Source organism: Gracilibacillus salinarum, assembly GCF_022919575.1.
GTDB classification, from domain to species: domain Bacteria; phylum Bacillota; class Bacilli; order Bacillales; family Amphibacillaceae; genus Gracilibacillus; species Gracilibacillus salinarum.
The window spans coordinates 1,729,677-1,754,632 of the sequence record NZ_CP095071.1; the positions used below are offsets into that span (position 1 = coordinate 1,729,677).

22 protein-coding genes, 1 pseudogene and 1 riboswitch are annotated in these 24,956 nt (G+C 39.0%); of the genes and pseudogenes, 11 read left to right on the top strand and 12 right to left on the bottom strand.

All coding sequences use genetic code 11. From position 1 onward, the window contains the following. Positions 1–105: 105 nt before the first annotated feature. Positions 106–228: riboswitch (SAM riboswitch) on the bottom strand. Between the two features lie 90 nt (positions 229–318). Beyond that, the gene (locus MUN87_RS08135; RefSeq protein WP_244747917.1) at positions 319–981 is read right to left on the bottom strand and encodes an MBL fold metallo-hydrolase; all 663 of its coding nucleotides are present in this window, start codon (positions 979–981) and stop codon (positions 319–321) included. A gap of 111 nt (positions 982–1,092) precedes the next feature. Between MUN87_RS08135 and uvsE the strand changes: the two genes are divergently transcribed. The 3 genes from uvsE (at position 1,093) to MUN87_RS08150 (ending at position 3,615) form a co-directional block, all read left to right on the top strand. Further along, positions 1,093–2,058 carry a UV DNA damage repair endonuclease UvsE gene (gene uvsE, locus MUN87_RS08140; RefSeq protein WP_244747217.1) on the top strand — a complete coding sequence of 322 codons (966 nt, stop codon included), beginning with the start codon at positions 1,093–1,095 and terminating at the stop codon, positions 2,056–2,058. Positions 2,059–2,359: 301 nt separating this feature from the next. Then, a complete protein-coding gene (locus tag MUN87_RS08145) occupies positions 2,360–3,112 on the top strand; it encodes a MerR family transcriptional regulator (protein WP_244747218.1) in 753 nt (250 codons plus the stop codon). Positions 3,113–3,114: 2 nt separating this feature from the next. Then, positions 3,115–3,615, top strand: coding sequence for a DUF6516 family protein (locus MUN87_RS08150; RefSeq protein WP_244747219.1), 501 nt, complete (start codon positions 3,115–3,117; stop codon positions 3,613–3,615). A 93-nt stretch (positions 3,616–3,708) separates the two neighbouring features. On the opposite strand, the gene MUN87_RS08155 is transcribed toward MUN87_RS08150, so the two are convergent. The 4 genes from MUN87_RS08155 to ltrA form a co-directional block, all read right to left on the bottom strand. Next, a complete protein-coding gene (locus tag MUN87_RS08155) occupies positions 3,709–5,136 on the bottom strand; it encodes an aldehyde dehydrogenase family protein (RefSeq protein ID WP_244747220.1) in 1,428 nt (475 codons plus the stop codon). A 183-nt stretch (positions 5,137–5,319) separates the two neighbouring features. Beyond that, positions 5,320–5,724 (bottom strand): type II toxin-antitoxin system death-on-curing family toxin, encoded by a 405-nt coding sequence (locus MUN87_RS08160; RefSeq protein WP_244747221.1) that lies wholly within the window; start codon positions 5,722–5,724, stop codon positions 5,320–5,322. An 11-nt stretch (positions 5,725–5,735) separates the two neighbouring features. Further along, positions 5,736–6,008: an AbrB/MazE/SpoVT family DNA-binding domain-containing protein gene (locus MUN87_RS08165; protein ID WP_244747222.1), complete on the bottom strand. Its 273-nt coding sequence runs from the start codon at positions 6,006–6,008 to the stop codon at positions 5,736–5,738. A gap of 744 nt (positions 6,009–6,752) precedes the next feature. Further along, the gene (gene ltrA, locus MUN87_RS08170; RefSeq protein ID WP_244747223.1) at positions 6,753–8,081 is read right to left on the bottom strand and encodes a group II intron reverse transcriptase/maturase; all 1,329 of its coding nucleotides are present in this window, start codon (positions 8,079–8,081) and stop codon (positions 6,753–6,755) included. A 1,192-nt stretch (positions 8,082–9,273) separates the two neighbouring features. On the opposite strand from ltrA, the gene MUN87_RS08175 reads away from it, so the two are divergent. The 3 genes from MUN87_RS08175 to MUN87_RS08185 all read left to right on the top strand — a co-directional run bounded on the left by MUN87_RS08175 (position 9,274) and on the right by MUN87_RS08185 (position 11,354). After that, positions 9,274–9,483 carry a YczO family protein gene (locus MUN87_RS08175; RefSeq protein ID WP_244747224.1) on the top strand — a complete coding sequence of 70 codons (210 nt, stop codon included), beginning with the start codon at positions 9,274–9,276 and terminating at the stop codon, positions 9,481–9,483. 115 nt (positions 9,484–9,598) lie between these two features. Next, the gene (locus tag MUN87_RS08180) at positions 9,599–10,153 is read left to right on the top strand and encodes a TetR/AcrR family transcriptional regulator (RefSeq protein WP_244747225.1); all 555 of its coding nucleotides are present in this window, start codon (positions 9,599–9,601) and stop codon (positions 10,151–10,153) included. Between the two features lie 61 nt (positions 10,154–10,214). Then, a complete protein-coding gene (locus tag MUN87_RS08185) occupies positions 10,215–11,354 on the top strand; it encodes an MFS transporter (protein ID WP_244747226.1) in 1,140 nt (379 codons plus the stop codon). A 781-nt stretch (positions 11,355–12,135) separates the two neighbouring features. Here the strand turns inward: MUN87_RS08185 and hxlB are convergent. After that, positions 12,136–12,693: a 6-phospho-3-hexuloisomerase gene (gene hxlB / locus MUN87_RS08190; protein WP_244747227.1), complete on the bottom strand. Its 558-nt coding sequence runs from the start codon at positions 12,691–12,693 to the stop codon at positions 12,136–12,138. 5 nt (positions 12,694–12,698) lie between these two features. Continuing rightward, the gene (gene hxlA, locus MUN87_RS08195) at positions 12,699–13,331 is read right to left on the bottom strand and encodes a 3-hexulose-6-phosphate synthase (RefSeq protein WP_244747228.1); all 633 of its coding nucleotides are present in this window, start codon (positions 13,329–13,331) and stop codon (positions 12,699–12,701) included. Positions 13,332–13,465: 134 nt separating this feature from the next. Here hxlA and hxlR point away from each other — a divergent pair. Together hxlR and MUN87_RS08205 are read left to right on the top strand one after the other, a co-directional pair. Continuing rightward, positions 13,466–13,714: pseudogene (hxlR, locus tag MUN87_RS08200) on the top strand (transcriptional activator HxlR); the annotation flags it as partial. Between the two features lie 81 nt (positions 13,715–13,795). Next, a complete protein-coding gene (locus MUN87_RS08205) occupies positions 13,796–14,101 on the top strand; it encodes a winged helix-turn-helix transcriptional regulator (protein WP_244747918.1) in 306 nt (101 codons plus the stop codon). Between the two features lie 34 nt (positions 14,102–14,135). On the opposite strand, the gene MUN87_RS22280 is transcribed toward MUN87_RS08205, so the two are convergent. The 4 genes from MUN87_RS22280 to MUN87_RS08220 all read right to left on the bottom strand — a co-directional run bounded on the left by MUN87_RS22280 (position 14,136) and on the right by MUN87_RS08220 (position 17,765). Next, positions 14,136–14,267: a hypothetical protein gene (locus MUN87_RS22280; RefSeq protein ID WP_255840641.1), complete on the bottom strand. Its 132-nt coding sequence runs from the start codon at positions 14,265–14,267 to the stop codon at positions 14,136–14,138. Continuing rightward, the gene (locus MUN87_RS08210; protein WP_244747229.1) at positions 14,267–15,034 is read right to left on the bottom strand and encodes a hypothetical protein; all 768 of its coding nucleotides are present in this window, start codon (positions 15,032–15,034) and stop codon (positions 14,267–14,269) included. Before MUN87_RS08210 ends, MUN87_RS22280 begins: the two co-directional genes overlap by 1 nt. A 257-nt stretch (positions 15,035–15,291) precedes the next feature. Next, positions 15,292–16,251, bottom strand: a complete 960-nt coding sequence (locus MUN87_RS08215; RefSeq protein ID WP_244747230.1) for a D-2-hydroxyacid dehydrogenase — start codon at positions 16,249–16,251, stop codon at positions 15,292–15,294. A 437-nt stretch (positions 16,252–16,688) separates the two neighbouring features. Further along, positions 16,689–17,765: an N-acetylmuramoyl-L-alanine amidase family protein gene (locus tag MUN87_RS08220; protein ID WP_244747231.1), complete on the bottom strand. Its 1,077-nt coding sequence runs from the start codon at positions 17,763–17,765 to the stop codon at positions 16,689–16,691. Positions 17,766–17,967: 202 nt separating this feature from the next. On the opposite strand from MUN87_RS08220, the gene hpaB reads away from it, so the two are divergent. The 3 genes from hpaB (at position 17,968) to MUN87_RS08235 (ending at position 24,257) form a co-directional block, all read left to right on the top strand. Then, positions 17,968–19,395: a 4-hydroxyphenylacetate 3-monooxygenase, oxygenase component gene (hpaB, locus tag MUN87_RS08225; RefSeq protein WP_244747232.1), complete on the top strand. Its 1,428-nt coding sequence runs from the start codon at positions 17,968–17,970 to the stop codon at positions 19,393–19,395. Between the two features lie 373 nt (positions 19,396–19,768). Further along, the gene (locus MUN87_RS08230) at positions 19,769–22,828 is read left to right on the top strand and encodes a hybrid sensor histidine kinase/response regulator (protein ID WP_244747233.1); all 3,060 of its coding nucleotides are present in this window, start codon (positions 19,769–19,771) and stop codon (positions 22,826–22,828) included. Between the two features lie 292 nt (positions 22,829–23,120). Continuing rightward, a complete protein-coding gene (locus MUN87_RS08235; RefSeq protein ID WP_244747234.1) occupies positions 23,121–24,257 on the top strand; it encodes a response regulator in 1,137 nt (378 codons plus the stop codon). A gap of 69 nt (positions 24,258–24,326) precedes the next feature. On the opposite strand, the gene MUN87_RS08240 is transcribed toward MUN87_RS08235, so the two are convergent. Further along, positions 24,327–24,902: a GGDEF domain-containing protein gene (locus MUN87_RS08240; protein ID WP_244747235.1), complete on the bottom strand. Its 576-nt coding sequence runs from the start codon at positions 24,900–24,902 to the stop codon at positions 24,327–24,329. Between the last annotated feature and the right edge of the window lie 54 nt (positions 24,903–24,956).

The window sequence follows — 24,956 nt, forward strand, 5'->3', positions numbered from 1 at the left end:
TCACTCTTTTCTACCGTATTGTGTAGTGTCTTCAGATGAATTTAAAACAAAAAAATCTTCCCTTCATTCTTAGAAGAGAAGATTCAATAAGTATGTATTAAACTCCTCTTATCTTCCAAGTGAACGGTTCACTTGATGGAATTGGCACGCTCTTTTTATTCCGTAAACAGAATAAAACCCGTTGCCGAGGTTTCGCAGGGCCAGTCCCTCCACCTCTCTGGATAAGAATGAAAATAGTATGAATTTTTAAATAGCAATGTTGTTATTTTAAAGCACACATTACCTTTTGTCAACATATTCTGACAATTTGTGCAACTCTTACATCCAGCTTAGTTGCGCACGTTCTACAACAGCCTTCATTTGCTTATCCGGATGAAACAACAAATCGCCATGACCAACCGCCAGCACAGAAGGGTGCAGATTCGCTAATCGCTCTGCTGTTTCCACCGCCTTTTTTTTATCCCATGTAGCCCAGGCAGGAAACGGAAACTGCCAGCGGACATCTCCGGAAACAGCTAATCCGCCGAATGTCTGGAAGGCATCCCCTGCTATCAGACTATGATCGTTCACATTCAAAAAAGACATACTGCCCGGTGAATGCCCAGGTGACAGGATCGCTTTCAAAGAACCGATTTGAGTACCATCTTCAATTTGCTGAAATGGCACACGATTGATTTGTTTTTTCAGCCCACCCTTCAGCATTTTCAAATCTTCAGCAGGTACGAAAATATCCACCTCCGGCAGATCGGCTTTCAATCCAGCCAACGCTCCAATATGATCACTATGAATATGTGTGAGGACTATCTTTTCAATTGGCTTACCGATTTCAGCCGCAGCTTTGACAATCGCATTCTTGAAAAAAGGTAATCCTGCATCAACAAGTGTAAGGGATTGTTCCTCCTCTACAATATAACAGTTCACCGGAAAAAATCTCGGCATAAAGGCTAGCTGATACAGCTGATTAGTCTTCGTTATTTTCATCATCATCATCCACTCCCCATCCATAGATACGTTTGAAGGCATAAAGGGTTACATAAATATAAGAAAATAAAGGAAAGCTAACAGTAACACTATGCATGCCAGGAGGTAACTATGACAATCGTCCGACTAGGCTATGTGGCCATGAGTAAATATGTAAAAAATGCCTCACCTTCTCAAACGATGACTTTTAAGCAATTTGAAACCATAAGAGATCGGGAAGCCGCCATTCGCAAATTAGAGCGAATCTCCCTCGATAATTTACATAACACGTTACGAATTTTAAAGCATAACCGAGCATCTGACATCTTTTTTTACCGTCTGACCTCACGACTTATCCCACTAGCCAATCATCAGGAACTGCTGGATTGGCATTATATGAAGCCATTACGGAAGAAATTGATCGAAATCGGTAACTATGTAAAGCAGCATCACATGCGGATTGACTTCCATCCGGACCATTTTGTCGTGTTAAATTCTATCAAAAAAGAGATACTGAAAAATTCCATTCTGACCCTGAGAATGCATTATTTGTTGCTCAAAAGAATGGGCATCAACCCTGAGCATCGCTGCGTCATTCATGTTGGCGGTAAATATAAGGAAACCGAGAGATCACTGGAGCGCTTCATCGACAACTGGATGCTTGTCCCGAGAACGATACAACAAATGATGATGCTGGAAAATGATGATACCTCCTTCACGCTAGATGATACGCTGTTCTTATGCGAGAAATTAGGCATCCCTCTCGTCTTCGATTATCATCATCACCTTGCTCATCATCAAAAAGATAACTGGACGGAAAACTGGGAACGGATTGTTCAGACATGGAAGCACTCGCCGCTTCCTATTAAAATGCATATCTCCAGTCCCAAGAGCAAAGAACAAATGCGACACCATGCCGACTATATCGATGTCGATATGTTTTTTCGATTTTTAAAAGAGATAAACGGATCCGTTCCACAGATTGACTGTATGATTGAAGCGAAGTATAAAGATGCGGCATTGTTCCGGTTGATGAAGCAGGTTGGGATGCGGGAGGATGTGGAGGTGATGGATGGTGGGGCTTTTCGGTTGAAGTAGTTGATTTGTAGTTTCTTGGGATAATCTATTTTATCCTAATTGATATTATTGGGTGAAGCCTTATATATCATTATTTAAGAAAGGGGATAGAGCCATATAAAGTCTATCTACCTATTCACGTGCATATAGTTAAAGAAGATAAAGTGAGGGTTTTACGGTTAGCGTCGTGATAAATCCCATGTGTATTAGTACAGCAACGAATGGATAGAATGTGTTAATGAAATTAATATAAACTAAGGTTAATGAAATTGACTTTTCATTAACTAGGAAGCTATAATGGAGGTGAGGAGGTGTGGGAATAATGAGTTTTGCTGTATATAAAGAAACCGGAAAAGAAATTGAACAAGCCTTTAAAGAGCATAACAAGCCAAAGATTGAAAAAGAAACCAGCTATATTCTTAGTCAGCTCGTGATGATGATGATGGGGGTATATAGTTACCGAATTAAAAGCATCTATGTGAACACGCAACAACTTCATTTTAACTATTCATTTATCACCTCAGATACAAACCGGACTGCTTTACTGAAATGGCTAGATCACTTGGCCAGTCCAAACCACCCATATACAAATAATTATGAATTTGGTAAATTTAAAGTAGATGTTGAACAATGGTATTATCAGATTGGCGGAAAGGAGATTGCCTTCGACTATCATCAATCTTATCTTTTGAAGCCATCCGATGCTGCAGAACAGCTCGGCGTATCAACAGTAACCTTAAACAAATATGTAAAACAAGGATTCGAATACCTTAACAATAGTTCTCACTACCGCATTCCAAAACACATGATTCCACTCTGGCATGACACGGTTTATGCGATTAGAGTACAAATGATGTTTCAACAAAAAAAAATATGGAATCAAAAACCGGAAGAACGTCTAAAAGAGGTCGTAGATGAGCTTTTAGAATTTCAAATGAAATACAAAGCAGATACTGTCAAAGAAGCTTTCCAAAAAGCAGATAAAAATGATGCGGACACCCTGCCTGACTATTACGAGTGGGAAAGTCTAGAAGACGAGCTTCGAGATTTAAAAGAAAAAGTATATGGGGCTTGAATATGAAGAACAGAACATATGCTGACATTCACAAGCCTCTTTTTCCGGCTGACCTTCCCATCTTAATAGAAAAATTCGAAGATATCTTTGAAACTTATTCTTACGTTCCTGTTAAGGAAAAGGTTTATCCTAAAATGAAGCTGACAACCAATTTATTATCTGTTTTATTTCCATTTATTGAACACCCTGTTTACGGTAAAACTGGATTACATGCAATTGAAAAATATAAAGATGGAATAGTAAAAAAATATATGTACCAATGGAAGATCATCATCCCTAAAAAAGGGAAACACAAACAACACATTACAGCATGGGGAAACGATCCTCACGCGGAAAAAAATACCCCACCTGAATTACATTTCAAATCAGAACCACACCATCATCATTATATTCCAGGCGATTGGAATAAAAGAAAAGACAACTGGGAAGTATGGTCGTTAGATGATGCTTTACACTTTGTTGCCTATTATATTCGAAGTGGAAAAGAGTATAAACCAAAGTAAGTTAACTTCAATTTTTTTTAATCGGACACTCCTAAAATAAAGGATGTACAGACTCATCGCCCATACATCCTTTCTAACCATTCTTCTGTTTATTTATTTAGGCATTCCCAGAATCGTCTTCGCTTCTAAAAATTCTTCGATACCGTAGTCGCCCCATTCGCGTCCAATACCAGATTGTTTGAAGCCGCCAAATGGTGCACTAAAGTCTGCAGCGGCACCGTTAATGGTGATTCTTCCTGCACGAAGACTTTTTGCAACTTTCGCTAAGGTATCTGGATCTTCACCGACGACATAGCCAGCCAGACCGTAAACAGTAGTATTCGCAAGCTCAATCGCTTCATCGAGCGTATCGTAGGTGAATACTGTCATTACCGGGCCAAATATTTCTTCCTGCGCAATCGCACTGTCATGATCCACATTGGTAAACATCGTGATTCGGGAATAATAGCCCGTATCCAGTCCTTCCGGTTTACCTTTTCCACCGACAATTAATTCTGCACCATCATCGATACCTTTTTGAATATATTCTTGAACGGTTTTCCATTGATCCTCGGAAACCTGTGGTCCCATGAAGGTGTTCTTATCTTTCGGATCACCAACAGGGTACTCGTCCACTAATCGTCTTACAGCATCAACGAATTGGTCGTGCATCGATCTTGGTATAAAAGTACGTGTACCTGCTGAGCAAACTTGTCCTGTATTGGAAGCAATGTTAGATAGAGCGGCATGAGCTGCCTTGTCCACATCCGCATCATCCAGTACAACGATAGGGGATTTACCACCTAACTCAAGCGACACTTTTTTAATATCCTGTGCTGCATTTTCCATCGTTTTCGTACCGACTTTACCAGAACCAGTGAAGGAAACGAAGTCAATATCCGGATGCGAGCTGATGCCGTTTCCGACCGTTGAACCTGTACCATTGACTAAGTTCACAACACCTTTAGGAACACCCGCCGCATCCATTACTTCTGTTAACAGAATAGAAGCAAATGGTGTTTTGGATGCAGGTTTGAAGACTACTGTACTGCCAGATGCCAGTGCGCTGGCTAATTTGGTAGAAATCTGATTAGTAGGGAAATTCCAAGGTGTAATTAAACCTGCTACACCGATGGCATCCTTTTGAATATACGAATCTTCTCTCTCCTCTGAGAATGGAAAGTCGCGAAGAATTTTCGCCGTTTCTTTAAAGTGGTTCAAGCCCATTGTATATTGAATTTCTTCTGAAAACTGAACAGAAGAACCGAGCTCTTCGGTGATAATATTAATAAATTTATCTTTTCTTTTTTCATATTCTTTCGCAATATTCTCTAATAACTGAACGCGTTCCTCTCTTAATGTTTGAGAATAAGATGGGAATGCTTCTTTGGCTGCTTGTACTGCTTTGTCTAAGTCTTCTTCTGTTCCAGAACTGATCGTACCAATTTTTTCTTCTGTGGCTGGATTAATAACATCGATTGTCTCATTTCCTGTTGATTCAACCCATTCTCCATTTATAAATTGTTTTGTATAGTTATACATATTGATATCCGATCCTTTCTTTCATATGATTATGAATCATGTTGCCTTACAAAACGTTTCCCTTTATTTGTATTTTTAAACAAGTGGTAGATGGAGATGGGCTCTTAACTTTCCTTTCGTACACAAAAAAGCACTAAACCATATTGATTTAGCGTTGCTTTACAAAGTCATAAGCACCGTCCCTTATGAACACTCTATAGAATTATTTTTAATCCAGTTAGCTATTTCTTCGAATGGGACAGGAGGACTTTTTTGGACAACCATATTCACTGTGAATTCTTCTACATGACCAGGTTGCGCGACTATTGTATAACCATTCTGTCGTAAAAACATATACAAACTTGCAAAAGCAGTTCGCTTATTCGCACTATGAAAAGCATGATTTTTAGCTATGCTCTCAAAAAGAGCAGCTGCTTTTTCAAAAATAGTCGGATAGGCATCTTGACCAAAAGCACTTTGTTTAGGACGATTCACGGCGCTACTTAATAAATGATAATTTTTTATACCTTTCTGTTCTAATGGGGAATAGAGGTTAATTTGATGCGTATTCAAAAATAGTACTTGTTGCTCTGTTAAATACTTTGTCATATCCTTAAGTCCTAACGATCAACGAGAGATTTAAATGTTTCATCATATTCGTCTATCATATCATTCATTTGTGTTAAAAATTCTTCGTCTATGCCTTTTGGAAGTCGTAATTCCTTTTTCTTTCTTAGTATTACTGACCCATTTTTAAAATCAAATTTCACTTCATCCCCATGAGTAATACCTAAATGATCTAGTACTTCTTTCGGAAAAGTAACCCCTAAACTATTTCCTATTTTCGTAACTTTTCTTTCCACTTGATCTTTCACCACCAATGAATTCATCATTTCTTCCTCCTTATTATCCTATACATAAACAACATAACTTATAACCGTTATATATTATTTTGTTATAACATTGTTACAATTATACCATTTATGTCATCTGAAAACCATACTTTAAATGCGGAAAGGGGAACAGATTTTTTCCTACGTTATTCCATGATGAAATTTGAATGCAAGTACAGAAAAGATAAGAAAAATCGGGCATAAACCACCCGGTCCTAATTAACTTCATTAATAAACAACTTCCTATAATATGGATTATGTTAACAAACGGCCTTAGCAATACGGTGATTTTGAAATGTTTCAAGTGCTGGCATACCGCTCCGTCCAACCACTCCGCGTCCTGCGGGAGTCTACGTGGTTGGCCTACGCTGATGTATAGCTCCACAATTTATGCGACATCTAGAATATGAAGCACTGTCTGCAAGATTTACACCTTAATTGATGAAATACACTGCCTAGCACGACTGCTTTTTGCTGTTACATAAGTTGTAGCGCTTCCCTAAAGCGTAGGAAATAGGCGGAGACTCCCGTGGAATCAGCGCGAGCTGAAGATCCATTTCATTTGTGCCTGTGTCTGCAAGTATTGCTTCAAAGTGAGCTTCCTCGGCACAAGGCAGCAAAGAAGTATTACATGCAGTAGCCTAGGTCGAGTAAGCGGGAATACCCTCTTCTTGCTAGAGTATTCCTCACTCCTCACAGATCCGTGCGTGCGCTATTTACGCACACGGCTCCTCCTATTATCTTTCACAGAATATACGAGATATGGGATCGTAAGTCGTAGATACTGACCTTGATGGTGGGTTTCGGTAATGGGTACTTCTGTAGAAATAGTTGAAATTTATCCCAACTAAAGGATTTTCGCTGACTTCTGCGATTCATCCATTTATATACCAGTTTTTCCACTTTGTTCAGAAATTGTTCTACAGTGTAATAGTTATCCGTGATACAATAATAATTGTAGTACCCAACTAGCGATTGGTGCATTCTATACATGATGTCCTTGATGTCCATCGTTCGATGTGCTTTCAGCCAAGCTTTCTGTTTCTTGAGCTTGGATCGCACCTTCTTGTTGCTTGTTTTCCTCTTTACACGAAAGTTGCCTTTCTTGCTCTTTCCGCAATAGTGGGTAAAGCCAAGAAAATCAAACGTGGATGGCTTTTTCCAACCCTTACGTTTTGCGTCTTTCATCGCAAAAGGACCAAACGAGATAATCTTCGTTTTCTCCTCTGCCACTTCTAAATCAAATTTGTGCAGGCGTTGAATCAGCGCTTTATAAAATCGTTCGGCATCTTCTCTGTATTGAAAGCAACAAACAAAATCATCCGCAAACCTCACCATATAGGCTTGACCTTTACATTGCTTCTTAACGGTTTTCTCAAACCAAAGATCTAGAACGTAATGTAAGTAGACATTTGCGAGTACCGGAGAGATGACGCCGCCCTGCGGTGTTCCTTTCTCCGTATCATAATATTTCCCTTCCTCCATATAGCCTCCTTTTAGGAATCGCGCTATAATTTGTAGAAGTTTTGGGTCTTGGATACGATGTTGTAGGAATTCCATCATCCACTTATGACTCACATTATCAAAAAATCCCTTTATATCTGCATCTACTATATAGTTGGTCTTTCGCCTCTCAATATATACATTAAGAATCTTTAATGCATCATGGCAGTTTCTCTTCGGCCGAAAGCCAAAAGAACAATCAAGAAAGTCATTCTCATAGATAGCATTTAATATCCTGGTAATCCCCATTTGGACGATTTTGTCCTCATGGTCTGGAATACCTAATGGCCTTTTCTTCTTTGAACCTGGCTTATCAATATACGTACGCTTCACCGGTACTGGTCGGTAAGCCATATTTTTCAAGCGAACCATTAAGTTTTCTATATTACTATCCAACTGTCTTTCATAATCCTGTTTCGTCACTCCCTTTACTCCCACTGCTTTATCTCTGGGTAGTCGGTTGTGACATTGTTTGAGATTGTTCTCATTGAGTAGATGTACTAAGGATGAGAAAGCAAGATTCTTATCCTTTTTCGCTGTTTCTGTTATCCTTTTAAGTTTCGTTTCCATAAATGTTTCCACCTCTGTGTATGGTTTATGTTTCCCTCGCAAGGTTGATGACAGGTAACGGCCTTCCCTCCATTGGCATTACCCGATTTCATTGGTACTATGCCGTTATCCGACTTCCCTTAAGCATCTGACAGCCCTCGCTTTATTATCGCTCGTTCGTCATTACTCTTCTGAATGTATGCTCAGAGAGACCTAAAGGATCTCCCGAGTTGCCGCAACATATCCATGTGTAACGTGCCAAGGTCACCGACTCCGGAGAAGTTATCATCCTCTCACCTCTAACGTGAATGATAATGTTGTCTTCTGTGCTTCAGAACACATCGACCTTCTCGATTTTGGGCACATTTCGAAGCTCTATCCCTTCAACACTATGGTTTTCGGCCCGTTACCTCACTGTCTACGCTTAAAGGCATGCGTTGCCACATAACCCTCCAAGACTCGCTACAAGTGAATGGTTAGTTCTTACTTGACGGGAATCCCACCCGCTATATGTTGCGACCTACGCTCGGACGCACCTGAAGCCATGCCCACAGGACGCGGAGCCTATTTCCGGAGCTTTGCTAAGCAGATGAAAACTATCAAAATTAACTCCATGTAAGAAAGTTCCAGTTTACACAATCCATAATATAGGAACTCAACTTCAAACTCTATAAGGTTACTGCTGTAACTACACTTATATGCTTTCTAATACTGGGTACATTTTAAATTTTCACTATGTCGAACTGATTCTATGCTAAAATTTCATAGTTTCCTAACGTGGAACAAAAAACGCTAAACCATCACTGATTTAGCGTTTTTACCAGGTTTAATAAATTATCATACTTTAGTGAGAGGCGGAACAAGGGAACCGCCCTGCTGCTTACTCCATTTATCTTTTGATTTACACTCCCCTAAGCTTAGATGTATCGTGCAAAAATGCTTATAGAAAGATCAGGTTGTTCCCCCTTCCCAAATAGTGAAATCAACATTAAAGCATACTACCAACTTATGTTTTAAAACATGAGAAATTCGCCAAATATTATCTTTTACAAAAAGATCAAAAAACCTATATATCCAGAATATTGATCAAACTTCCGCATCCCGAATTGCTATCATTGTGACCATTAGCCCTGTGATGCAAGGATGGGTTTACACCATCCTAAAAAAGGGAAAACGAAAATCAAGACTCATAACTTAAAGGATGGTGACAGTTGTGAAACAGAACCGTCAGCATAAAGACGCACGGAACCAAAAGACGGACAGAGCAAAGAAACGATTTGACCCATCAGAATTCGAAGAAGAACTGCAAATGGTAGATGAAGTCCCTTTAAAAGACATAGAAATCGAAGAAAAGAATATCAGACAAAAAGAAAACAGCCAAAGTACTTCAGAATCAGAGCAAAAACACAGAAAAGATAAATAAGATTGGGACACGGAACAATTTCCGTGTCCCATCTATTTTGACAACAAAAGAGCTTATATGATACACTCCAAACTAGAATGACCGTTCTATCTATTTGCAAAGGAGAGATCATCATATGAGACGATCTGCAAAGAAAGAAGCGTTATTAGAAGTAGCTGAACGATTATTTTATGAGCATGGCTTTCGTGGCGTAGGGTTGAAGCAAATCATTAGTGAAGCAAATGTCGCATCGATGACACTGTATAATCACTTTTCTTCCAAAGAGAATTTGATAGAAGAAGTGTTAAAACAACGGGAAGAAAGCTATTGGACTTATTTAGACGCAGCAGTAGACAGGGATTCCGATTCTCCTTTTATTCTAGTTGTAGAAGCTCATGGTCGCTGGTTAAAAGAGCATTCCTCCAAGGGATGTATGTTCTTAAGAGCCATAGAGGATTATACAGGTACCGATAATGAGATTGAGAGTATTGCCAGAGGACATAAAGCTAAATTGCTTCAGTATTTTCAACGAATAGCACAAAACAAAGACAGAGAGAATGAATTGGATTTAGCTAATCAGATGACACTGCTCCTGGAAGGAACAACTTCGATGACAACCTTTATTGGTGCGGAGAAAGCAACTGAATATTCTATTGCGATGGCGCGGACAATTGTCCAGCACACATCGTAATTTTTTTACAAGAAAAATAGAAAGGTCGTTCTATATATTTTTAAAAAGGTGAGTGGATATCATGAAATTTGCTAAGCTTGTTTTACCCGGGGCTTCCATGATTGCTGTTACGTATGGATTTGCGAGATTTAGCTATGGACTGCTCCTTCCTGATATCAATCAATCACTTGGCATGTCCGAACTCGTATCAGGTCTGATTTCTTCCATGTTCTATTTAGCCTATTGTTTCACCATTATTCTGTCGACTGTAGTCACGACTAAGGAAGGGCCAAGAAAAATGATTAGCTTAGCTGGTCTCTCCGCCTTTGTTGGGATGCTGTTAATAGCGATCTCACCAAACACTTGGATACTTGCACTAGGCGTATTGTTTGCCGGTGGAAGCACTGGCTTGGCCTCTCCACCATTTGGAACAGCTATCTCCCTCTGGATAAAGGATCACCAGCAAGGAAAGGCAAATACCTGGGTCAATTCAGGAACAAGCATAGGTATCGTACTGTCAGGAATAGGAGCTTATTTTTTATCACCACATTGGCGAATAACCTATTGTTTCTATGCTATATTGGCACTTCTGATCTGGGGATGGAATTCCCGCTCGATTCCGAAGGGGTTGGCCAAATCAACCAGACCATTAAAAAAAGGAATCCTTTCTTTTCGAGGAGCAGACGGGGTATACGCACTGATCGCAGCTTCTGTTACCTTGGGCTTTTCAACCGCGACATACTGGACATTTTCCAGATCTTATATAGAAGTAGCTGGTGATTTCAATGAATGGCTGCTAGCCGGATTCTGGGTGATGATCGGACTATTTGGTATACTGGGAGGCTTTTCGGGTTCTCTGATTGAAAAAATCGGACTGTGTTTCGCCTATAAAGTGGCGAGCCTGGCGATTGCCTGCTCATCAATTATGCTTCCCTTTACAACGGGAAATTGGCTAATGTCTTATGTATCAGCTGGACTCTTCGGTTGTGCCTATATAGGTTTAACAGGCATTCTGCTTGTATGGGGAATCCGGGTTTTTGTTACGAATGCATCCTTAGGTATTGGCATGCCCTTTCTGCTTTTGTCAATCGGTCAGGTGATAGGATCATCGATTGCTGGGGTGGTCATTGAAAGTTGGAGCTATGGGGTATCTTTTATGCTTTATGGATTTGTAGGATTGATTGCTATCTTTTTAGGACCGAAGAAAAACTGGTACCTGTAATATGGATTATGTGAAGTGGATGCTATGAGCGACTTCCTGCTAATTAGCGCTGAGACCATTTTGGGATTTATTATGTGCTAGAATACCGCTCCGTCCAACCACTCCGCGTCCTGCGGGGCACGGCTGAAGCTAGGCTACTACTCGAGCTACTTCTTTGCTGCCTTGCACCGAGGAAGCCTACATCGAAGCTTTACTAGAAGACACAGGTGCAGACGTTGTGGATCTTCAGCACCTGCACAATCCCGCGGGAGTCTCCGTGGTTGCCCTACGCTAAGATTTTAGCTCTACAACTCTTATCACAGCTAGTATCTAGAGTGCTATGCTTTAATGTTTCTAACTTTATCTTATGTTGCATAGTGCCAAGTACTACTGCTTATAGCTGTTCCATCCGTTGTAGAAATTTCCCTAAAGCGTAGGAAATAGGCGAAGACTCCCGTTAGATCAGCTCGAGCTGAAGATCCACTTAGTCTGTGCCTGCGTCTGCAATTATCGCTTCGAAGTGTGCTTCATCGGCACAAGCCAGCAGTGATGCTGTTCAAGCAGTAGCCTAGCTGAAGCCGTACGCCACAGGACGCGAAGCCTATTTCCGGAGCTTTGCTTAACACAAAAAACATTTCTAAATAACAAAATGGGTTTACCGCTCTATTACAACGATTTACTTCGTAGTATATGGATACAGCATAACCGAAAAGCCGGATGTACCACGAAACGTTTCCAATTAACATTCGTGGTACATCCGGCTTTCGTTTTACTAAAAACACTTTTGTCTCAGGATCTTGCTCTATTCCAGATTAGCATGTTGTCCATACATGTTCTTCGTATCCAAGCCCTTCTTCTCCATAAACCGTAGAATAACGGCATCGTAGAAAAGCAAGGATGTTTGTTCAAATAAGGATCCCATCGGCTGGATAGTGCCATAATCGGTACCTGTCTGATCTTTCGGAGCTCCGGGTAACGTAACGGTAAAATCAGCGAGCTGACCAATAGTGGAGGCGGGCGATAAGGTAATGGCTGCGATCGTACCGCCAATCTGCTTCGCCTTCTCTGCTATGGTTACCAGACTTTTTGTTTCACCTGACCCTGAGGCAATTAATAAGATATCGTTCTGCTCAAAGCTAGGTGTAACGGTCTCACCAATCGTATAAGCTTCAATACCCATATGCATCATCCGCATCGCAAATGATTTGGCCATAAAACCTGATCGGCCAGCGCCTGCAACGAATACCTTCTTCGCTTCGGAAATCTTGTTCACCAGCATTTCCGCTTCTTGATTGTCGATCTGGTTTGCTGATTGGGACAGTTCTTTAATAATCTCTTGCAAAAATTCAGTCGTATTCATTGGATTTATCCTTGCTTGATCATATCTTCCATTTTTGCAGCAACGGCTTGTTTATCTTCCTGATTAGCAATACCGCCACCGACAATCACTAAATCAGGCTGTTGCTTGATCACTTCTGGAAGCGTGTCTAATTTAATACCGCCAGCGATTGCTGTTTTGGCATTTTTCACTACTTTCTTAATCTTCGTTAGATCTTCAAAAGAGTTCTTTCCTACTGCCTGCAAGTCATATCCAGTGTGTACACAAATGTAATCCACACCAAATGCGTCTAATTCTAGTGCTCTAGTTTCCACATCTTTGACAGCAATTAAATCAACTAATACTTGCTTGCCTTGTTTTTTCGCTTCTTCTACCGCACCTTTGATCGATTCGTCTTCTGCTACCCCAAGAATCGTCACAATGTCCGCTTTCGCTTCTGACGCTTTTAACACTTCATATGCTGCTGCATCCATTGTCTTTAAATCTGCCAATACTTCCAAGTTAGGGAATGCTTCTTTTATTTCTTTAACAGCTTTCAATCCCTCAATCTTGATAATCGGTGTTCCAATTTCGACGATATCAATATGATTCTCCACTTCTTTAATTAATTCCTTTGCTTGTGGAATGTTCACTAGATCTAATGCTAATTGTAATTTCATGTAGTCTCTCTCCTTTATCATCATCTTTCCATTGTCCATTATATAAACCAAATCTAAATGATGTAAGTAGGCACTTTTTTCTGTTATAGTATCTAAACATAGACTAACGCATGAGAAAAGGATCGGCGATACACATGGAAAATATTTATCCGGAAAAGGAATTAACATTATCTGTCATCGAAGGCAAATGGAAAATCACGATACTTTGTCATTTAGGCCTAAAAGGGACCAAACGATTTGGCGAATTAAAAGAATTGATTCCTAACATTACACAGCAAATGCTTACAAACCAATTAAGAGAATTAGAAGCAAATCATATTGTTTGTCGACAAGTATACCGCGTAGCCCCGCCAAAAGTGGAATATTCCCTGACAGATCAAGGAAAGAGCTTGTTCCCTATCTTAGAACTGTTTTATCAGTGGGGTAAAGAACATGTAGAAAAAGAATTAGCAGAAAGTGACGATATCTATTATGAAAAAACACTTACTTTATCTGTCATAGAAGGCAAATGGAAGCTGATCATCTTATGTCATTTAGGATTAAAAGGCATGAAACGCTTCGGCGAAATTCGAAAATTAATTCCCAGCATTACGCAAAAAATGTTAACAAATAAACTAAGAGAACTAGAAAAAGATGGATTAGTCCACCGGGAAGTATATCCCGTTGTCCCGCCAAAAGTAGAATACTCCTTAACAGACAAAGGCAAAAGCCTGCTCCCTATTTTACATATGTTAGAAGAATGGGGAAAGCGTTATTTGGAGGAAGCCTAAAAGGAGAGAAAAAAGTCCCTCTCCCTTTACGCTTTTATATTTTTTCATTTTTATTTGGCTTTAATTTAGGAGGCTTTACAGGTGGACGTTCTACAGCTTCACCATATGTCTTTTTAATACTGCTTCCTTTTTTATCACTATTCTTTTTGTCATGTTTTGGAGGCACTAATGATTCACCTCCTTTATCGTTTCATCTAATTGGACTCTGTCAATTTCGTTTACAACCAGCCTCGAATCCGCATCAAAAAAAGTACGGCTTATTGGCACACTGAAATCTTCTTTTATATGATGCAGTTCTTCTATCAGTTCGGTCCATTCCTTTTCATATTCCATGATGAACTGTTTTTTTTGTTTATCGTCAGCCGGAATAAAAGTCAGGCTGCCATAGATAGGATTCGTTTTCACATCAAGGTAATACATTTGAACGAGCAAACTTTGTTCGTTATTAGCTTCACTGGGCTGTTCCTCATTTTTTAAAATGAAAAATTTGTGCCAAACAGAAATACCCGGGCTAATCTTCGCATGATTTTTCTTTAACCTTATGTTGTTTATGAGACCGATAAATAATGCGTAAATAGATGGAGCAATAATGGAGACAGCGATACTGCTGATGATCATAATGATCGAAAAGGAAAAGATAAAAATAAACGGATCAATGTTATCTTTCAAGGTGGAGATCGAGTTAATATACGTGATATCAAACGTTGAGAAATACGTAATATCAAACGACGTTAAAATGAGATCTGTAAAAAAATACAGGATATTGAAGAACAAAATCGAGACTAGTATAGTGGGAATCCACAGCAGCGAGGTGATTGCGACTAATTCTGTGTTCGATTGCTGATTAGAGGTGGAAGTTCCCAAGCCTTTCGTAATTAAATAAGTAAGTACACCCGGAATACCTAAGATGAAAAAGGAAAAAAAAGCGTCCACGTTGCATCACTTCCTTTTATCAGGATTCACTCTTTATTTTACCATATATTATCAGATATAGTTAGTTAATTCCACAGTAATTGATAAAGTGAGACTTTGATCAGGGTGTTAGCGGCTGTTTACTCTCAATTAGCTTCTTTGTAATCTCGAAACTTGAAGTGAGAGACTTACAGACGGTTAGCACCGTGACCAATGAAACCAGAAAATAAGAATGTCAACACGTCGCCTTTTTTCCACACTGTTATCAGACTTTCCACTTAATACCCCTTATCATAATCGACTAAATTAATATCCACTGCGCCGGACTCCAGATAACGTCTTAAGTTAGGGATAAACACATCCCGGACAACACGTTGATCATAATATTCCGTTGAGCCAGCGGTATGCGGGGTAACGATGACATTATCCATCGTCCATAAAGGACTGTCTTCCGGCAAAGGCTCTGTTGCAAAAACATCTAAACCAGCACCTGCGATTTCCTTATGTTGCAAAGCCTGAATCAACTCTTCTTCTTTGACAATAGGCCCTCTTCCAATGTTAATCAGAAAAGCACTATTCTTCATCTGACGGAACGCTTCTGCACCAAACATGCCGGTCGTTTCGTCGGTCAAAGGGAGCGTAATGACGACATAATCACATTGAGGCAAAAGCTCTGCCAGCTGATCCGGTGTATACATTGCATCGATGTGCTCTGCCGGCTTACCTGAGTGACGCATGCCGAGCACTTTCATCCCGAATGCCTTTGCAACTTTTGCTGTTTCCTGACCAATCGCACCAACACCGATAATGCCTATCGTTTTTTCATGGATTTCAAGTCGAAGCCCTGCATGGTGCCACGTTTTTTGCTGTTGTTGCCGCACATAGGCATGAATATTCCGCGTTAAACCAAGCATCAATGCAAAGATCGTCTCAGAGATCGGATAAGCATGTATACCATTGGCACTCGTCAGCATCACATTTCGTTGTTGCAATGCATCTAGTGGAAGGCTATTCACACCCGCACTGAAGGTTTGTATCCATTTTAGTTTCTCGTTTTTCTCCAGCAAAATCGGGGCAATCGCCCTCTTCCAATGCAGCACCACCTCTGCCTCTTCCAGGCTAGCCTCGATCTTGTCCGTGTCCTTTGTGATCACATTCCACTCAGGTACTACTTGTTTGATTTCGTTAACTAATAATTCATTCAGATTCCAGTTGATTACTAATGTACGCTTTGTCATCCAAATCCTCCTACGCTACTGCTTTGCTTTTAGTTTATCATGTTTTTCCTGAATTCTTCTATTAAAGAGCAACCAGAGTAGAACTGCTTGGTTACTGCTAGAAAGAGCACCGGTATTGACATAAGAGTGCCTTTGATATGGTTGAGGGCTCATACAATTGATTCTTATGGACAACTTTTGCCCTTTTCCTTTTCAACTGTCCACAATAACGGATTATATGATAGGAACATACATTTTTCTCTTTCTCTTAACTTGCCGGCTATGAGCTCTGCCACACAAGACGCAGAGCAATTTTCAGGGCTTTGCTAAGCACATATTTCATATCAAAATAACCACAATAGCAGATAATCCTACTTTACATAACCCATTTCAATTCAGCATGATTACCTTACATGATCAAAAAACAGACCTTCTTAAGTAAGAAGATCTGTTATTACTTATTGAAAATATTCCACCAGACCCTGCGTTATTCCCTGAGCCAGACCTACTTGGTAATCTTCGGTCTGAATCGTTAGCAGATCATGGGGATTTGTTATAAATCCTAACTCCAATAATAAAGCTTGATGCTGATTATTACGCAGCACATAATAACCATCTTGCATCACGCCGCGATTCATTAATCCGGTATAATCGCTCACATCACTTTGCATCTGATAGGCCAGCTGGCGACTTGTTTCATCATAATAATGAACGCTTGTTCCATTAATGGCCGAGGAACTCATCGCATTAAAATGTAAGCTTAGAAATAAATCGGTGTTATAGGCGTTACTGATCTGTACTCTTTGTTGAAGCGAGACGTAACGATCATCACTCCGCGTTAACAGAACATGTGCCCCGGCATTACGCAATGCGGTAGCAATGTCATCCGCAACCTGCAAGGTCAAATCTTTTTCAAAAACATCGCCTACACCAATAGCGCCTGGATCGATTCCACCATGTCCTGGATCAAGAATAATGGTTTTGCCTTCTAACTCCTCTGTACGCTGCTGATTAGAGACAGGCGGCTGCACCTCTGTTTCAGTTGATGGTGGCGTTGCCTGTTTATTGGTCAACCAGGAAGCGATCCAGCCGGTACTCCCGTTTAATCGTTCGACTTTCACCCAATTCTTGCTCGTCTCTACCAAGTGATAGGTATCCCCATGTGAAGCAGAACCAATCATGCGATAGGTAGTACCCGGACCCGAACGAATGCGCACGTTTTGTTTCGTAATAGTAATTTCTTCATCTTGGGCAGTTTCGTTCTCCGTATTCGCATCCTTCTTACCAATTACATACTGTGATGCTACCCAGCCTTTTTGTCCACCGAAATAAGTCTGGTACCAGCCGTAAGATTCCTCAAAGACCGATACATGATCACCTTGTTTCAGTTTTCCTATGACAGCACTATCAGATGATGGTCCCTCTCTGACCATGAGAACATCCGCATCGACTTCATAGACCTCGCTCGCACTGACGGAAACCGGCAATAAAAAGAATAGAAAAATTAAGCTGAAGATGATAACTCTTTTTGTCACAAAATCCCCCCTGTTGCATGTCTTTTAATCACTTAATTTTATATGTAATACAAAAATAGTAATTTCAATATAACAAAAATTGACTAATTCGTACATTTTTTTATATGACTTTTCGTCATGAAATTTGAATTTTGTCTATTGGAATATTATAGACTGACAGAAAATATAATGAGATTACATTATGTTTGAAGGAGTGACCGGTATGGGAGCAATCTCAGGGGAAGAGTATATGAGTCGGATAAAACAGCGAAACGTTGAATTATGGCATAACGGAGAGAAAGTTCAGAATTTCCTTACACATCCTGTCTTTCAAGGCATCATAAAAAGCCAAGCATCTTTATATGATATGCAATTGCAGGATAGTACGATGACGTATCCTTCCCCCGAAACAGGTAATGCAGTTGGTCTCTCGTACATGAAACCATACACACAAGAGGACTTGATCAAACGAAGGAAAATGGTGCAGAAATGGGCTAAAGTCAGTGGAGGTATGCTTGGTAGAAGCCCTGATTACATGAATACAGTATTAATGGCTTTTGCCGCTTCGACAAAATTATTACAAGGGGAAGAAAATTGTTTTCCTCAACATCTTCAACAATTCTATCAAACTGCTAAGGAACAGGATCTATCTTTTACTCATACATTTATCAACCCTCAAGTCAACCGTTCGCAGCTTTACTTTGAAGATTCAACAGAACCAATTGCAGCAAAAGTTGTGGAAGAGAACAAGGATGGCATTGTCATCAAAGGAGCACGTTTACTTGCCACACAAGGAGGCATTACCGATGAAGTGCTTGTATTCTCTTCTGGCGGTATTTCGGAAGAAGCATTAGGATATGCATTCGCTATTCCCAGTGATACAAAAGGTTTAAAGTTCATCAGCAGATCTTCCTTTGTTGGTGGTGCATCTACATATGATCATCCGTTAAGCGCTCGTTTTGAGGAAGCAGACTGCCTTGTCGTATTTGATCATGTAACGGTTCCTTGGGAGCGGGTATTTTTTTATAACAATATAAAAGTTTCCAATAACTTCTTAATGAACAGTGCGTTCGTTCCTTTTGCCATGCACCAGATTGTCAGCAGACAAATTGTAAAGACACAATTTGTCGTTGGGTTGGCAGAATCAATTGTATCGGCCATTCATATCAGCGAATTTCCCCACGTGCAGGAAAAAATGGCGGAACTCATCATGACGTTAGAAACAATGGAAGCCTTACTTCTCAAAGCAGAAACAAATGCAGCGATAGATGAATTCGGTCTGATGCGACCAGAGACCACCCCGCTCAAAGTGGCAACATCCACCTTCTCCAAAGGATACAGTCGATTAACCGAAATCATTCAACTCTTAGGTTCCAGCGGACTAGTATCGATTCCAACCGAAGCAGATTTCAAAGCAGAAATTAGACCTGATCTTGATCACTACCTCCAATGCGCCACACTAGACGCAAAAGAACGTGTGCAATTGTTTCGTCTTGCCTGGGATGCAACAATGAGTGCGTTCGGCAGCAGACAGATTCAGTATGAACGCTTTTTCTTTGGAAATCCCCATCGTCTGTTAAGTGAACTGTATCGAAGCTATGAAATCCAGAAACATACTGATTATATTGATAGCTTTTTACGGGATGAATAACAACGAAGCTGAGGCATCCGAAGAGTATGAAGACGAACAGTATTGACCACTTTAACTAAAAACGTATCTGCGCACTCAGCCATACAGCATGGAACCCAGCTTTCTATCGACCATTTCGCACCTACAATGCAATACTGATTTTTTAATCCAATTCTTTCAACGGACAGACTTGCTCAACTGCCTCATAGCTTTCATCATTTTCACTTTAGCATCTTCCTTTTTTCAAGTCAGATAACTTGTCAAGTACAATATTCATCATATAATGCCTTTCACCCATTTATCTTGCTATCCTATTACCCAAAATCTATTTTTTCTCATTTATGCAGTACTATGTTACTATCAAGATGATCATACTCATGGAGTGAGAAAAAATATGTTACCGAAGTCATCAATAATTTTCTTTAAAGTATGCAGTATCCTGTTAGCATTTACATTTCTCTTAATTACGTTTCGATTAGTCTGGATTCATTACCATAAAGATACAAATCAGCCAATAATCGAAAATGGTGTACTCGATCTGAGAGAATGGACATTAACAAACAAGGATACAATTGCTCTAGATGGGGAATGGGCTTTTTATCCCGAAACATTTATAAATAAGGAAACGAACGTTGATCTAAAAGAGAAAAGATTTATCGACGTTCCAAGTGATTGGAGCACGGAGTTAAACAGTAACCATTCCATCTCTTCTGGTTATGGATATGGAAGCTACCATTTAAAAATTCTTTTACCTGATACAGATCATCTTTTTTACGGATTGCGCATGAACAATATACATACTGCTGCAACAATTAAGGTGAATGGAGAAACAATTGCCAGTATAAATAGTCCTGCAAGAACACAACAAGAACCAGCTACCTTTCGTGGTCCCCTGACAACTCGATTTTACATAGAGGAGGATGCTAAGGAATTAAATATTGTTATCCAAGCTTCTAACTATGAAATACCATTCTTCGGGGGAATTAACAGGTCCATCCTTTTTGGTACTGAAAAGGCAGTTACTAACCAAACAAATATGTTAGAATTCTTACAGCTAGCGGTTATTGTTATCTTATTACTACATGCTTTTTATGCATTTGCATTATTTTTCCTAGGCAAAGGAGCACCACAAAAAGAATTGATGTACTTTGGCATCATGCTCTTACTAATGGCTTTTGGAAACGTAATAGATGATGAAGTGTTCTTACAATTACCATTTAATACCGAGTTTTCGTTTCGCTTGCTCATGTTTATCTTTATTGCAACATTATATGTTCTCATTTATTTTATTCATCATTTGTACAAAACCAGTGCATGGTTCATAAAAGTTTTATCCGTTAGTAACATTATTTTGTCAGCCTTGACATTATTCCTTTTCCCATTCGAACATTTTGTGATACTAGTAATGATTCTATACATCTATTATTTCATTTCAATATCCTTTATGTTTATTACTACATTCAGACACATCCTTAATGGCGATCGAAATGCTATCTTTATTTTATTATTTATTTGCAGCTATACGTCCAACATTATTTGGGGTGCTGCCATTCAGACAGGACAAATTGAGTTTCCATTTTACCCATTTGATTTCTTTATCTCGATTGTTTTAATTGCTATTCTATTATTTAGAAGGCATATTGCGTTAGTGCAACTTTCTGAAGAGCAGACGGCCAAACTTATGGAGGAGGATAAGAAAAAAGATCAATTCTTAGCTAACACATCACATGAGATTCGTAATCCCCTGCACGGGATGATTAATATTGCTCAATCTATTATTAATAAACACATAAAAACACTGGATAAAGAAACAACCAATAACTTGCACTTGTTAGTCCGGATTGGGCATCAACTCACGTTTACTTTAAATGACCTATTAGATATTACACGATTAAAAGAAAGACAAATTCACTTACAAAAAACACCTATCCAATTACATCAGGTAACAACTGTTGTGTTGGAAATGATTCAGTTCATGTCAGATAATAAGTCTATTAAAATGAAAAATGAAATTCCTACTAATTTCCCACTAATACTGGCGGATGAAAATCGAATCATTCGAATACTGTTCAACCTTGTTCATAATGCAGTCAAATTCACGAATTCTGGGCAAATTACAGTTCATGCAAAAGAGAACAATCATTATGCGATGATATCGGTTCAAGATACAGGGATTGGTATAGGTCAACAAGAATTGGATAGGATCTTTGTCCCATATGAAAAATTAAGCAAAGAAGAGGTTGATAGTGGCGGGATGGGACTTGGATTAAATATTTGCAGGCAATTAGTAGAACTTCATGGTGGAACAATACAGGTAGAATCGGAAGTAGAAAAAGGAACCTCCTTTACTTTCAGCCTGCCATTAGCTGAGCTCTCTGAAAAGGAACTACCGTATTCTGAAACCAATTCCTTATGGAAGGACATCAAACCTTTAGCAACAAAATCAGGGCAGAAATCTGATTCAACTAGTTATCTGGCCAAATTGTTTATCATTGACGATGATCCGATCAATATTAAAGTGATTCGAAATTTACTAGAACATGACTATGATATTGTTAGTACAACAGACCCCCGACTAGCCATCGACCTTATTGATGCTAGCTCGTGGGATTTGATCATAACTGATGTCATGATGCCTCATATATCCGGTTACGAATTAACCAAACAACTTAGAAAAAAATATACGATTTCAGAGCTTCCAGTCTTACTATTAACTGCCCGAAATCAGCCAGAAGATATATATGCTGGCTTTCAATCGGGTGCAAATGACTATATAGCCAAGCCGGTAGATGCTTTAGAATTACAGGCACGTGTCAAGGCACTCACTGAATTAAAGCAATCTATAGCAAAACAGTTACAAATCGAAGCAGCTTGGCTACAGGCTCAAATCAAACCACACTTTATTTTTAATACATTAAATACAATCGCTTCATTAAGTCAAATCGATACTGAAAAAATGACGACATTATTACATGAATTTGGAACCTATTTATATAAAAGCTTCGATATTAAGAATACATTACCGTTAGTACCTTTAGAAGATGAGTTAGCATTAGTCGAATCCTATTTGTATATTAATAAGCAACGATTCCAAGACAAAATACGGATTGAATGGGAGTTAGAAGAGACATCAGACATCCAAATCCCACCGCTATCGATCCAAACCTTAGTTGAAAATGCCATCAAACATGGCATACTTAAGAAAAATACAGGAGGTATGGTCCGAATTGAAGGAATTAACCTGCATCATTCCTACCAAATAAAGGTCTTGGATGACGGGGTTGGCATGCCTGCATCAACAATCCGTACGATTCTCAGCCAACATGGAGAATCTCATGGAATTGGATTAATCAACACTAACAAAAGATTTGAAAAACTGTTTGGAAAAGGTATCTCCATCCAAAGTAAAGAGGGGAAAGGTACCGAAATAACTTTAGTTATACCACTATTATAACAAACCATCATGCGCTGCATGCATGATGGTTTTCATTGGTAAAATTGACCTTACATAGCTATCCAATAGGAAGTAAGGTGTCTCTTTTGAATTAACTCGATGATTCATGTAATATTACTCTTGTAAATACCAAGCCAATTTTGGAATAGTAGATATATAACCTCCTAAAACGACAATATTTTACCAACTAAAAATATTGTAACGTTAGAAAATAGACATTTTCTAAACAAATTTTGCTCATCAATAGTTCGATCAGACTATTGATAAGCAAGGCGTTTTAGGAGGTAAGCAAATGAACGTAATTCTTTTCGACGATGAAGAGCCTGCACTAAATTTCTTAGAGCACCAGTTGAAATTAGTGAAGAACGTAACGATTCTTGGTAAATATACACACACAAACATTACAGCAATATTGGATCAGATAAGGCGATCCGATTGCGTATTTCTTGATGTCAAAATGCCTGAATTAAATGGCATCGAACTAGCTGAGAAACTATTAGAGATAAATCCTCAGTTAGCGATTATTTTCGTAACAGCTTATGATAGATATGCGATTCAGGCATTTGAATTAAATGCCTTAGACTATTTGTTGAAACCTGTCTATTTAGATAGACTAAAGAAAACGGTCGAGCGCCTTGATTTATACATGCAGTATAAAACGACCATAAAAACACTCAAAGGTTCCCATTCTTTAACTATACAAGTATTAGGAGCGTTTACCTTTCAAATGAACGAGAGCGATAAGCAGATTATCTCTTGGCGAACAACGAATGCACAAAATCTGTTTATTTATTTCCTCCATCACCATGATAAGGTAATCACAAAAGATGAAATAATAGAACTGTTTTTCTCTAATACAAATATAGAAAAAGCTTATTCCCTTCTATACGTAACGATTTATCAAATAAGACAGGCGCTGCTAGATTTTAGTTCCTTTCTATCTATTCATAATGTCCAGAGTGGATATATGTTAAAGCTACACTCTAACACATGTATTGATAAAGAAATTTGGGAAAAAAAACTCCATACAGCTCCTGCAATCAACCTGGAAACAGTGGAGATACATGACCATTTATTACATTCCTATCATGGTCCCTATTTAAAGAATTATGATTTTGTCTGGTTAGAAAGTGAACGATACAGATTAGAAAAATTATGGGTGAATCATGCCCTGAAACTGGCTCATTATTATCTGGATCATCACTATTTAGAAAAGGCTGCATTATGGTTTAATCAAACACTGGAAGTGATGCCAGAGAACGAAAATGCTCATTATGAACTGATGAGAATTTACGCAGAAGAAGGTTTCGGGGTTTTGGTGACCTCTCATTATCAGCAACTCATTCACAATTTAGAGGAACTGAATCTACCTTTAAGCAGAGAAATTGATAAGTGGTATCACGATTGGAAATTATCCAGTAAATACTAATTCACCCAGAAACTCCGATGAGTTGTTCGTTACACTCATCGGAGCCAATTCCACTTCTCACCTGACAACTTACTCATCAAAGTATAGAACTTTATTATTAGGACGTTTTTTAGAACGATATAATGCGTGATCTGCTTGTTTAAATAAGAGACTGTCATTATTTTTTAGAATTCCAGAACTTATTCCAATGCTTCCTGATACATAGATAGTGACATCCTCATTCTCTATCCTTATTGGTTTAGCAATATGATGCAGTAAAGCTTCTGCTAACATGACAGTATCTTCCTTACTTATGTAATCTGTCATAAAAATAAATTCATCTCCACCAATACGAAAGAAACCTTGACGAGATTTCTTGAATGTCATCATTCTATTACCAAGTTGATACACTACTTGATCACCGACATAATGACCGAATTGATCATTAATCCGTTTGAAATTGTTTAGATCAATGTAGAGAATACTCATTTCCTTCTTGTTCCTTCTACGTACAAATTTATGTAAAGCATGAGTGTTTGGTAATTCCGAATTAAAATCTTTGAAGGCCATTTTCTTATATTGATACAATGTAATGAATTGAACAATGATGACAATCAATAACATGACGATGAGAAGTGACAATAATTCCAATTTATAACTCAACACGTTAACAACTCCTGTGGTTTCTATTATCAGATCTTATAGAAGATCAAGGATATA

Bases quoted from the DNA above. Each gene is read 5' to 3' on its own strand.
- MUN87_RS08135 (WP_244747917.1), bottom strand. From the start codon at position 981: ATGAAAATAACGAAGACTAATCAGCTGTATCAGCTAGCCTTTATGCCG.
- MUN87_RS08235 (WP_244747234.1), top strand. From the start codon at position 23,121: ATGAACGTAATTCTTTTCGACGATGAAGAGCCTGCACTAAATTTCTTA.
- uvsE (WP_244747217.1), top strand. From the start codon at position 1,093: ATGACAATCGTCCGACTAGGCTATGTGGCCATGAGTAAATATGTAAAA.
- MUN87_RS08180 (WP_244747225.1), top strand. From the start codon at position 9,599: ATGAGACGATCTGCAAAGAAAGAAGCGTTATTAGAAGTAGCTGAACGA.
- MUN87_RS08145 (WP_244747218.1), top strand. From the start codon at position 2,360: ATGAGTTTTGCTGTATATAAAGAAACCGGAAAAGAAATTGAACAAGCC.
- hpaB (WP_244747232.1), top strand. From the start codon at position 17,968: ATGGGAGCAATCTCAGGGGAAGAGTATATGAGTCGGATAAAACAGCGA.
- MUN87_RS08230 (WP_244747233.1), top strand. From the start codon at position 19,769: ATGTTACCGAAGTCATCAATAATTTTCTTTAAAGTATGCAGTATCCTG.
- ltrA (WP_244747223.1), bottom strand. From the start codon at position 8,081: ATGGAAACGAAACTTAAAAGGATAACAGAAACAGCGAAAAAGGATAAG.
- MUN87_RS08185 (WP_244747226.1), top strand. From the start codon at position 10,215: ATGAAATTTGCTAAGCTTGTTTTACCCGGGGCTTCCATGATTGCTGTT.
- MUN87_RS08215 (WP_244747230.1), bottom strand. From the start codon at position 16,251: ATGACAAAGCGTACATTAGTAATCAACTGGAATCTGAATGAATTATTA.
- hxlA (WP_244747228.1), bottom strand. From the start codon at position 13,331: ATGAAATTACAATTAGCATTAGATCTAGTGAACATTCCACAAGCAAAG.
- hxlB (WP_244747227.1), bottom strand. From the start codon at position 12,693: ATGAATACGACTGAATTTTTGCAAGAGATTATTAAAGAACTGTCCCAA.
- MUN87_RS08155 (WP_244747220.1), bottom strand. From the start codon at position 5,136: ATGTATAACTATACAAAACAATTTATAAATGGAGAATGGGTTGAATCA.
- MUN87_RS08165 (WP_244747222.1), bottom strand. From the start codon at position 6,008: ATGATGAATTCATTGGTGGTGAAAGATCAAGTGGAAAGAAAAGTTACG.
- MUN87_RS08160 (WP_244747221.1), bottom strand. From the start codon at position 5,724: ATGACAAAGTATTTAACAGAGCAACAAGTACTATTTTTGAATACGCAT.
- MUN87_RS08150 (WP_244747219.1), top strand. From the start codon at position 3,115: ATGAAGAACAGAACATATGCTGACATTCACAAGCCTCTTTTTCCGGCT.